A 10,365-nucleotide genomic window follows, 5' to 3' on the forward strand; every position below is an offset into this window, starting at 1 on the left:
CGCCGGAGGGGACGGAGGCGGAGGGGACGGAGGCGGTCACGCCGTTGGGGACGAGGAAGCGCGGGCCGGGCAGGCTCAGCACCTCGCGCGCCTCCGCCCGGGTCGAGGGGGAGACGACGACCACCGGGCGGCGCCTGTAGACCAGCCGGCTGCCCGGCGCCTCCAGCAACTGCCCGACCTTGGCCACGGGGCCCGGGAAGTACAGCGGAAACTGCTTCTGGTGGACATGGTGCAGCACTTGGACGATCGGCGTGGACGCCGGCAGCACCAGCGGGCTGAAGAACGGGATCCCGTTCTGGCAGTCGACGACCGCGTCGACGCGGTGCCCGGCCCGCCCGAGGCTCGCCAGCCGGCCGAGCACGGACGGATACACCCCGAAGGTGCCACCGCCACGGCGGACGTCCACCCCGGCCACGTGTTCGGCCACCGGGAGCGCCTTCCCCCCGTCCCGGGCCGGCCGGGAGGTCAGCAGCGTGACCCGCGCGCCGGCCGCCGCGAACCGCTCGGCGATCGACTGGCAGAACAGCTCGGCCCCGCCGGCCTGAGGGTGGTCCTGATCACGCCAGTTGAGGAACACCACGTGCCGGCCGGCAAGGATGGACAGGTACCGGTGCTCCCCGAGCCCGGTGGGATGCGGCGTGCTGGGGCTTCCGATCACCAGTGGCGTTCCTCTCCGGCCGATCGACAGGGCTTAGCATGTTCGCCTGCAACCTACAGATGTCGGAAAAATCAGTGGCGCATACCATGGCCGATGTTCTGTCGCGGGTGATCGACGTGTTCCGGGCCCGGTGGGGAGACTGATGGCGAAGCCCTCGCGAGAGGCTGTGTCCGGCCTGCTGGCCGGCCCGGCAGCCCTGGCGGTCGCCGGCATGCTCGTCAACGGCTGTAACCTGCTGATGAATCTCATCGTCGCGCGCACGCTGGATTCCGATTCCTACGGCGCCGTGTCCGTTCAGGTGAGCATCTTCCTGATCCTGTCCGTCGCCGGTAACGCCCTGCTCATCGCCGTCGTGCAGCACGAGACGTCGGGCACCGGGGACACCCGCCGCGAGCAGTGGTCGTGGATCCGCCAGCTGCGTGGTGCCTGCGGTATCGGGATAGTCGTCGCCACCGTCGCCGCCCTGGTGCTGTCCAGGCCGGCGGCGGCGCTGATGTCCTACCCCCACCCGGTGGCGATCGCCGAGGCCACGATCGGGGCCGCGCTGTGGACGCTGCTGTGTGTCGAGCGCGGTCTGATGCAGGCGCGTGGTGCCTACCAGCGACTGGCCGTGAACTTCGTGGTCGAGGGTTTCGTCCGGATCGGCCTGGTGATCGCCTTCGTCGTCGCGGGCATGGGGGTCAACGGCGCGGGGCTCGGCATCGTCATCGGTGTGGTCGTGGGCGCCGAACACGCGCGCTGGGCCGTTGCCCGCACCCCGCGGCTACCCCGTCCGGCCACCGCCCGCCGGTGGTCGGTGCCGCTGCCCGAGGACGGTGTCGCACCGGCCACCGGCCCGATCCCGGTGCCGATCCCGGCCCCGCGGGCCAGCGCCCGCCAGAGCGTCATCGCCGACACGACCGTGGCGCTCGGCGCGCTCATCCCACTGGCCCTGCTCCAGAACATGGACGTCGTCATCGTCGGCTGGCTGGGCACGGACGGGGTGGGCGGCTACGCGGCGATCTCGACGGCCTGCAAGGTGCCGGTTTTCATCGGGCTCGCGGTGGCCAACTTCCTGCTGCCCGAGGCGGCCCGGCGGCGCAAGGAGGGCCGCGGGGCCGGGGCGACCCTGGCGGTGGCTCTGGCGTTCGTCGTCACGCCCGGCCTGTTGCTCGCCGGGATCGGCCTGGTCGGGGCGCACTGGCTGATCGGCCTGGTCTTCGGTCCCCACCTGACCGGCGCTGCCTCTGCGCTGTGGGTGCTGGCGCTGAGCATGACGCTGCTGGCCGTCACGCTCATGTTCACCACCTATCTGCTCGGTGCGGGGGTGCGCCGGGTGGTCGGGGTGCTGGCGGTCGCCACGGTGGCGACGGCGGGGGCGTTGGTCTCGGCGGGCGGGGGCTCGATGGCGACGGCCACCGCGGCGCTCGCCGCCGAGTCGGTGACCGCGCTCGCGGTCGGGCTGCTCGTGGTCCAGCTCCATCACGCCGACCGGCAGGCGGCCCGCGGGACGGTCGGGGATGGCGGGCGGGGTGGCGAGGAGGCGCCGCGCGGCGCCGCGTCGATCAGTGAAGCCCGACCTGAGGAAGGCTTTCCCGCGCCGGTCTAGGCGCCCCCGGACGGGCGTGGACCTTGGACCATGTCCGATATGTCGTTCTGATCCGTCGGATACGGTCGTCCTACTCGGCCGGGGGTCCCCCACCCACCGGCCTTGAGAGGCCCCACCGGCGTTGAGAGGCGAGGCCACCGCACATGCCAGCCAAGATCCGTTCGGATGCCGACGGCGGTGAGCGCGGGCACACCACAGTCGGTAGATATGGCCGTCGTCGCGGCAGGGACGCCCACGACGGCCGTGACCGCGCAGGCCGTTCCGACGCCGCGGCTCCGGACGCCCCTGACACCGGCGCCGACGCCGCCGGCCCGGATGCCGCCCCGGGCGCTGCCGGCCCGGCCGTCGGCGCCCCGGACGCTGCGGCGCCGGCCGGCGAGGCCGGGGATCGCGGCCCCACCGGCCAGGGCGGCCTTCCCGCCGACCACGACACCGACGACCACGACACCGACGACCACGACACCCTGCCCGGCCGTGGCAAGCAGGTCCGGATCGGTAGGCAGGTCCGTTTCGGGAAGAGTCATGCCGACAGCGACAGCGACGACGGCGGTTCGGGCAGCCACGACCATGACACCCTGCCGGGCCGTGCCCGTATTCCCATCGGCGGTGACCCGGACCCTTCCGAACACGGTCGCCGTGCCCGCCGCCGGGGCCGGGCCGGCCGGCGTGACCGTGCCGCCGAGGCCACCTGGATCGGCGCCGCCGAGCTGCCCGGCGCCGACCCGCCGAAGGGGCCGCCCGAGCCGAGCGCGGCTCCAGACGGCGCCGGCGCCGCGGACCCGGAGCGCACCCGGCCGAGTCGCCGCCGGCTGCTCGTGACCGCCGCTGGGCTTGGCGCGGCCGCGGGTGGCGGGCTCATCGCCGGGCGGCTGCTGTCGTCGGAGGGGTCGGTGCCAGGAGGTCTGCCCCGGGGTCAGCCGTCCGCCCCGGTCGGTGGGGTCACCGCAGGTCCCTCGGTTCCGGCCGGCTCGGTGACGAGGCTGCCGGAGAACCTGCTGACCATCTACGGTGCGCCCGGCTCCTTCGGAGAGTTCGACAGCGGCCAGTCGACGGTCCGGGTCACGGAGGTGCCCGGGTGGGGCTTCGGACCCGGCCAGGCCGCGTTCATGTCCGCGGTGGCGGCCGACGGCACCGTGTTCGTGACGACCACGCCGTTCTCCGACGACCAGTCGAAGCTGACCGGCACCGACATGGAGATCGAGGTCTTCGAGCCGGACATCGAGCGATTCACCCGGCTGGTGATCCCGTCGACGAAGGGCCGCCTGAGCCTGCCCCGGCTCGATCCGATCTACCGCGGCGTCGGGGGCGGGGACACCTCCGACGTGATCGTCGCGCCCGGCCCGGACGGCGCCCAGCGGGTGCTCTTCACCTCGCTGATGCCCTACTTCGGCTGGAACACGGCCCTGGACGGGGAGCTGCCGAGCGTGGGCCAGCTGCGGCGGGACCAGCAGGGCCAACGGTGGGTGTACGACCAGGAGGAGTCCTGGACAGCGGCGCAGCTCGCCACGACGGCCCCGCCGTACGTCGCCGCGCAGGCCTTCCCGGTGCTCGGGCCGTTGCAGCCGCGCTCCTCGCGCGGGCCGTCTTCCATCGCGCGCCTGCCGCGCAGTGGGCACCTCGTCATCACCCAGTACCTGGGCAAGGGCGCCGGTGGAACTGACAACGGGGCGCTGCTCGTCGTCGACCCCGCCGGCCACGTCCTGGCGCACTGGCAGTATCCGGAGGTCCGGCCGCTGGGCATCGGGCTCGTCGTCAACCCGCGGGAGGTCGTCGCCGATCCGACCAGCGAACCGGACGACGAGCGGTTCGTTCTGATCAGCGACGTGCGGGGCCTGGACTACAGCACCCAGCCGTTCCCGATCCAGGAGTTCTCCTACTCGGCGTCGCGCGGCAGCATCACCCCGTGCAGCACCGCGGTGCGCGCGGTTCAGGACGGCTCCCGGATGGAGTCCGCCGTGTTCGGCGCCGACGGCACGCTCTACGTGGCGCGGACGAAGATCGACGGCCTGCGCGCCGAAACCGTTGCCGTCTACCCGAAGCTCGGCCGCGAACGCGGCCTGGTGACCCGCACGCCGGCGACCGGCAACTGGCCGGTGGACACCTGGGGCATCGCGAACCAGCCCGACTACCTGGTGGCCGGCACCGACCAGGGCGGCCTGGTCCGCAGTATCACCCTCGACCCGCGGACCGGCGCGGTCCTGCTGGCCGGCCTCGACGGCCTGGTGCAGGTCGTGCGGCCGGCGGGGCGCGGCACGCGGATGACCTTCCGCACCGGGCAGCCCATCGACGTGGGGCTGAACATGCTGCGCGGCCCGTCGACCCGCTACGTCGGGGTGCGCCGCGGCGCGATCGACCCGCTGCGGCGCAGCCTGTGGCTGCCCGTCAACCAGATGGTGCTCGACGGCCTGCCCTGGCCCTACCCGCCGTTCAAACTCGACCAGTGGTTGATGCGGGTCGATCTCGACGTCCTGCTCGGCGACGACTGACGCTCAGCCGGCCGCCGCGGCGCGCAGTGGCAGCGCCAGCAGATGGGGATCGAACCGGGCATCGCGGAAGCCGAGGTGACGGTAGAAGTCGCGCCCGGGTACCCGCCTGGCATGGGCGAGCAGCAGGGGCAGCCCGACCATGCGATGCACGGTGAGCGAGCGCATCACCGCGTCGCGAACGAGCCGGGCGCCGATGCCGCGACCCTGGTGGCGCAGGTCGACGGCGAGCCGGCCGATGAACATGGCCGCGACCGGCTCGGTCGGCCGCCGTGAACGCCGGCGCGAGCCGGGAATGCGTTCCACGGCGGCCGTCGCCAGGCAGTAGTAGCCGGCGATCCGGCCGGCATCGAGGATCACGAACGTGTTCGTGGTCCGGTCCTGCTGGTGTTCGAGGGCGTGATGACGCAACCAGCCGTCGAGCAGGTCGTCCCCGCTGTTGAAGATCGTGCGGTCCATCGCCTCGGTCAGGGCCGCGGGCTTGGTCAGGGGCACTGCGTGACATCCTTCTTGCCGGGTCGGGGGCGCGGTCGGGAGGCGGTGGGCGGTGGATGGCTGCCGGTGGACGGCGGGCGGACTACTCCGCGCCCGGCTCGTCGTCGAGCAGCCGCCGCAGCCGGGAGGTGTCCGCCGACGGGGTGTCGAGCAGCGCCTCGAAGGCGCCCCAGTCCGTGTCCGGCACGCGGAACAACCGCCGGTCGGCCAGCACCTCCTGGGCGTACCGCTTCATCGCCTCCACGGCGAAATCCTCGAGGGACATGCCCTCACCCTCCGCGGCGGAACGGATGAGGCCCGCCTCGTCCGCGGGCAGCTGTACGGCGAGTCTGTCGTCCCTGGCGGCACTCATGCTGGCAGTCTGCTCTCCGCGCGTCCGGGTCCGCTCGCTGGGTCCGCCTCATCGTGACAGAAAGGTCAGCGCGCCGTGCCGCCTTCGCCTGTTCCTACCGTCCCCCTCGCCCATGGCGCTCGGATGCCGCTGCTCGGGCTCGGGACCTGGCCGCTGGACGACCGCGCGGTCTGCGGCGTCGTCGAGCAGGCGATCGGGCTGGGCTACCGGCTGATCGACACCGCCCACAACTACGGCAACGAGAAGGGGGTGGGCGCCGGCGTGCGCGGCGCCGGGGTGACCCGCGAGGAGCTGTTCGTCACCACGAAGTTCAACAAGCGCTCGCACAGCGTGCGGGGGGTGCGCCGGGCGGTCGCGCAGAGTACCCGGCGGATGGGGCTCGACTATGTCGACCTGTTGCTCATCCACTGGCCCAACCCGTGGCGGGACCGGTACGTCGACGCCTGGAAGGGCCTCGTCGAGCTGATGAAGGACGGCCAGGTGCGGGCCATCGGCGTGTCGAACTTCAAGACGACCCACCTGGACCGGCTGCTCGCCGAGACCGGGGTGGCCCCGGACGTCAACCAGATCCAGCTCGACCCGCGGCTCGGCCGGGACGCGGTCCGCGCCTACCACGCCGAGCACGGCATCGTCACCGAGGCGTGGAGCCCGCTGGGCGCCGGCACCGGCCTGCTCGACGAACCCGTGATCACCCGCATCGCCGCCGCGCACGGCCGCAGCCCCGCGCAGATCGTGCTGCGCTGGCACGTCGAGCTCGGCGTGGTGGCGGTGCCGAAGTCGGCCAGCGCGGCCCGGCTGGCGGAGAACATCGACGTCTTCGGCTTCAGCCTCACCGCCGAGGAGATCGCAGCCATCTCCGGCCTGGATCGCGGCGCCGCCGGCGAGGCCGACGCTTTGGACTCCGACGTCTTCGGGCACTGACGTCTTCGGGCACTGACGTCCTCGGGCACTGACGTCCTCGGGGCACTGGCATCTTCAGCATCGGCACCTGGCGGCCGCCGCCGCGGGGCGCTCAGGCGGTCATGTCCCGCCTTCGGAAGATCACCAGGGTGAGCAGCAGCATGACGCCCGCGTAGAGCACCCCGCGCAGCAGGGCGTCGGCGTAAGGCATGGCGTATGCGGCGCCACCGGTGGCGATCTCCTGCATGAGCTGGACCGGCAGCCAGGAATGCGCCGGACGGTAGATGCGCGAGATCAGCATCTCCACCGGAAGCGCGTAGGCCAGCGCGACGGCGATTGCGGCCGCCGGCCCGCGCAGCAGGATCGCGGCCAGCGCCCCGATCGCCGCGTACCCCAGTGAGCCGAGGCACAGGTTGACGAAGCCAGAGCCAAGCTCGGCCAGCCCTGCCCCACCGCTCCAGGCGGCGGTGGACACCCCTCGGGTCGGCGCGAGCAGGAACGACAGCCCCACCGAGACGACCGTGGCTGCCGCGACGATCACGACGACGAAGGTCGACAGGGCAAGCAGCTTGCCGGCGAGCAGCCGAGCCCGGTGCGGTTGGGCGACGAGCTGGTTGCGCAGGGTGCCGTGACTGTGATCGCCGGCCAGCGACGCGGCGACCACCGACAGCGCCACCACCCCCAGCAGGATGCTGACGGCCTGCACCCCCTGGAGCAGGCCGTCCGGCCGGGACAGGGCGGCGGCGGTGACCGGATCGCCGTCGAAGTCCCGATGCCCGACGGAGAAGAAGGTCAGCACGGTGCCGAGGACGGCGCAGGCGACCACGGCACCGAGTGTGCCCGCAAGCAACCTGGGCCGCAGCAGGGGCACCCATTCGGCCCGGAATGCCGCGATCATGTTGCACCCCCCCGGCGGTGGGCCGGGTCGAGCCCGGCGCCCGCGGGCGGCGGCACGCTGCCGTCCGGCTCCTGGCCGGCCTGGGCGGATCGGACCAGGTCGCCGTCGATCTCCCCGGTGACGCGCAGGAACGTCTCCTCCAGGTTGGGCCGGTGGGCGCGCAGCGAGCGCAGGGTGATGCCAGCGTGCATCGCGAGCCGGTTGAGGTGCGCGGCGAGGCCCTCCGGGGCGTGCGCGGTGACGACCGGCCAGCGGCCCTGGGCGGCCGAGGCGCTCGGGGGGCCGTTGCGTAGATCGATCTCGACCCGCAGGCCCTCGTCGCCGAGCAGCCCGGCGAGCCGGCGCGCGTCGGCATCGTGCTCGGGGATCAGCAGAATGCGGGGGTCCTCGGCCGCGAGCAGGTCGGTGACATGCCCCTGGAACAGCATCCGGCCGCCGTTGATCATGACGAGGTGGTCGCAGATCTGCTCGACCTCGGTCAGCAGATGGCTGGAGACGAAGACGGTTATCCCCCCGCCGGCGAGCTGGCCGAGCAGCGCCCGGATCTCCCGGATGCCCGCCGGGTCCAGCCCGTTCGTCGGCTCGTCCAGGATGAGCAGGCACGGGTCGGGCAGCAGGGCCGCGGCGATGCCCAGGCGCTGCTTCATCCCGAGCGAGTACGAGCTGAATCGGTCGTCGGCCCGCTCGCCCAGGCCCACCTGCCCCAGGACCTCCTCGACGCGGCGCTGCCGGCGGGCCCGGTGCCAGCCACCGATCCCGCGCAGAATCGCGAGCTGATCGAGGTTGCGCCGGCCTGACAGGCCCGGGTGGAAGGTCGGGCCCTCGATCATCGCGCCGACTCGGTGCAGGTAGCGGTCCGGCTCGGTGATCGGTTCGCCCAGGACGTGCCCGTGCCCGGCGGAGGGCCGCAGGAGGCCCAGCAACATCCGCAGCGTGGTGGACTTGCCGGCGCCGTTCGGCCCGACGAAGCCGGACAGTGCCCCGCGGGGCACCTGCAGGTCGAGATGGTCGACGGCCCGCCGGGTGCCGTAGCGCTTGGTCAACCCGCGGGTCCAGATCGCAGTGTCGGAGCGGGCCACGCCCGCCGCACCGTTCATGACGGCGGGCGAGGCGGCCGGCGGGTCGGCCGGGCGGTGGTGCGCGTGGGCCGGGTCGGTGGCCGAACCGGAATTCATCCTTGTGCTGCTCCCACCCTGTGTGTCGAAATGCCTTCGGCTTGGGTGCCCCGCGACGGCGAGCGTCGGTCGTGCGACCGGGGCGGCCCGGGTGCGCTCGCGGCCTGGTCGGGGAACGTGCGCTCGCGAAAGTCAGGGGGCGCCGCGTCCACGGATGCCAACGACCCGCCCGCGGGCGGGGTTCCGGCTCCGCGGCTCCATTCTGTGTTTTCCCGTCGACGGAGCTCATCACGCGTCGGGTTCGACGAGGATGGGCGAAACCCTCTTTTTCCGCTATTACCGGCCGAGTCCGCCTTGCGCGCCTGAGGCCGCCGGGGTGGTTTTCTGGCGGCTGACGAGGCAGCGGCGTCGGTGATGTTCCGGTGCCCTGGGTCGTTTTCCTGCTCGGCTGACGGGGTGTGCCGGGCCCGTCCGGTCGCGGCCACGGGCCGCCCGCCGGGAGATTGGGTCGATCACTCGGGACCTGGGGTCCCGGTCACCCGCCACAACCTGCCCCCGACGAGTGGACGACAATCCTGGCGTGAGCGAAACGGCTGGCCTCCGGCGCGGCATCCGGACGCTGACGTTGCTCGCGAGCATTGCGATCATCATGATGCTCGTGCTGGCCGTGGCCTCCGCGTTGCGGTCGCGCAACGCCGCCGCCGAGCGGGGCAAACATCTGGACCCGGCAGCCACGGCCACCGCGATGCTCCTTGCTGAGTTCGTCGATCAGGAAAGCGCACTGCGCGGTTACATCGCGACCCGTGACCGCGGCTTCCTCACGCCGTTCGACGACTCCGAGCGCTCGGTGCCCGTGCTCACGGCACGGCTGGATGATCTGCTGGCCGACCTCCCTGACCTGCGGGCGCAGCGGGCCCGGGTGGATGCCGCCTACGGGACCTGGCGGCACGACGTCGTCGAACCGGAGCTGGCCGCGATGGCCCGCGGCGACGTGGCCGAGGCCGCCGGGATCGTCCGCGCGAGCGCGCGGCGCGACTTCGACGAGCTGCGCCGCCAGGCCGCCCGCCTCGCCGATCAGATCGACCGCGAGCAGGTCGAGGCGTCCGGCCGGGTCGAGAGCGCTTCCGTGCTGCTGCTGAGCTCGCTCGCCAGCGCGATGTTCGTCATTCTCGGCGTCCTGGTGACCCTCATGGTTGTGCTGCGCCGCTGGCTGCTGCGTCCGATCGGCGCCCTGCAGCGCTCGGTCAACGCCGTCGCGGCCGGCCGTTACGACACGCGGATTCCCTCGGTGGGCCCGGCGGAGATCGTGGCCCTCGCGGCCGACGTCGAGACGATGCGCGCCCAGCTCGTGCGCCTCGTGCGGCAGAACGAGCGGTCCTGGGAGGCCCTCGCGCAGCAGGGCCCCGCCGTCATCGCGCTGCGCGACGCGCTCACCCCCTCGCTGCTGCGCGCCCGCGGGCTGATGCTGCACGGCCGGGTCGATCCGGCCCAGGGGGAGCTCGCGGGGGACTGGTACGACGCCTTCGAGTTGCCCGACGGGTGCGTCGCCGTGGTCGTGGGCGACGTTTCCGGCCACGGCGCCGCCGCGGGCGTCTTCGCCCTGCGGCTCAAGCAGCTTCTCGACGCCGCGCTGTCCACCCGCGTGGGCCCGGCGGCCGCGGTGGAATGGGCGGTGGAGAACCTCGGCGAGACCGAGGAGATGTTCGCCACCGCCATCATCGCCGTCATCGATCCGCGCAGCGGGGAACTGCACTATGTCAACGCCGGCCACCCCGACGCGCTGCTGCTGCGCCGGGCCGGGCCGGCCAGGGCGATGACCGCCCCGGCCCTCCCGCCGTTCGGCGCCGACCTCCGGCCGGCCCCACCCGTCCTTCCC

General features: G+C 73.0%; 9 protein-coding genes. 4 read left to right on the plus strand and 5 right to left on the minus strand.

Annotation, left to right across the window (positions count from 1 at the left end; all coding sequences use genetic code 11):
* Positions 1-658 (minus strand): glycosyltransferase (locus tag NBZ85_RS20905; RefSeq protein ID WP_438803098.1); only part of this gene is annotated, 658 nt, incomplete at its 3' end.
* A 142-nt stretch (positions 659-800) separates the two neighbouring features.
* Here NBZ85_RS20905 and NBZ85_RS20910 point away from each other — a divergent pair.
* Positions 801-2,246, plus strand: coding sequence for an MATE family efflux transporter (locus NBZ85_RS20910; protein ID WP_261562447.1), 1,446 nt, complete (start codon positions 801-803; stop codon positions 2,244-2,246).
* Positions 2,247-2,389: 143 nt separating this feature from the next.
* Positions 2,390-4,732 carry a hypothetical protein gene (locus NBZ85_RS20915; RefSeq protein ID WP_261559214.1) on the plus strand — a complete coding sequence of 781 codons (2,343 nt, stop codon included), beginning with the start codon at positions 2,390-2,392 and terminating at the stop codon, positions 4,730-4,732.
* Positions 4,733-4,735: 3 nt separating this feature from the next.
* On the opposite strand, the gene NBZ85_RS20920 is transcribed toward NBZ85_RS20915, so the two are convergent.
* On the minus strand, positions 4,736-5,224 hold the full coding sequence (locus tag NBZ85_RS20920; protein WP_261562448.1) for a GNAT family N-acetyltransferase: 489 nt from the start codon (positions 5,222-5,224) through the stop codon (positions 4,736-4,738).
* A gap of 82 nt (positions 5,225-5,306) precedes the next feature.
* The gene (locus tag NBZ85_RS20925) at positions 5,307-5,576 is read right to left on the minus strand and encodes a type II toxin-antitoxin system TacA family antitoxin (protein WP_261559216.1); all 270 of its coding nucleotides are present in this window, start codon (positions 5,574-5,576) and stop codon (positions 5,307-5,309) included.
* A 123-nt stretch (positions 5,577-5,699) separates the two neighbouring features.
* On the opposite strand from NBZ85_RS20925, the gene NBZ85_RS20930 reads away from it, so the two are divergent.
* Positions 5,700-6,497: an aldo/keto reductase gene (locus NBZ85_RS20930; protein WP_261559217.1), complete on the plus strand. Its 798-nt coding sequence runs from the start codon at positions 5,700-5,702 to the stop codon at positions 6,495-6,497.
* A gap of 91 nt (positions 6,498-6,588) precedes the next feature.
* Here the strand turns inward: NBZ85_RS20930 and NBZ85_RS20935 are convergent, their stop codons facing one another.
* Positions 6,589-7,374: a DUF2705 family protein gene (locus tag NBZ85_RS20935; RefSeq protein ID WP_261559218.1), complete on the minus strand. Its 786-nt coding sequence runs from the start codon at positions 7,372-7,374 to the stop codon at positions 6,589-6,591.
* Positions 7,371-8,549, minus strand: coding sequence for an ABC transporter ATP-binding protein (locus tag NBZ85_RS20940; RefSeq protein ID WP_261559219.1), 1,179 nt, complete (start codon positions 8,547-8,549; stop codon positions 7,371-7,373). The genes NBZ85_RS20935 and NBZ85_RS20940 overlap by 4 nt, the downstream gene beginning before the upstream one ends.
* Positions 8,550-9,069: 520 nt before the next feature.
* Between NBZ85_RS20940 and NBZ85_RS20945 the strand changes: the two genes are divergently transcribed.
* Positions 9,070-10,365: PP2C family protein-serine/threonine phosphatase (locus NBZ85_RS20945; protein WP_261562449.1), on the plus strand; the 1,296-nt coding region annotated here is incomplete at its 3' end.

It is taken from the genome of Frankia tisae (assembly GCF_025403405.1).
Taxonomy (GTDB): domain Bacteria; phylum Actinomycetota; class Actinomycetes; order Frankiales; family Frankiaceae; genus Frankia; species Frankia tisai.

Coding starts and splice junctions, on each gene's coding strand:
- NBZ85_RS20910 (WP_261562447.1), top strand. CDS start 801: ATGGCGAAGCCCTCGCGAGAGGCTGTGTCCGGCCTGCTGGCCGGCCCG.
- NBZ85_RS20915 (WP_261559214.1), top strand. CDS start 2,390: ATGCCAGCCAAGATCCGTTCGGATGCCGACGGCGGTGAGCGCGGGCAC.
- NBZ85_RS20925 (WP_261559216.1), bottom strand. CDS start 5,576: ATGAGTGCCGCCAGGGACGACAGACTCGCCGTACAGCTGCCCGCGGAC.
- NBZ85_RS20930 (WP_261559217.1), top strand. CDS start 5,700: ATGCCGCTGCTCGGGCTCGGGACCTGGCCGCTGGACGACCGCGCGGTC.
- NBZ85_RS20935 (WP_261559218.1), bottom strand. CDS start 7,374: ATGATCGCGGCATTCCGGGCCGAATGGGTGCCCCTGCTGCGGCCCAGG.
- NBZ85_RS20940 (WP_261559219.1), bottom strand. CDS start 8,549: ATGAATTCCGGTTCGGCCACCGACCCGGCCCACGCGCACCACCGCCCG.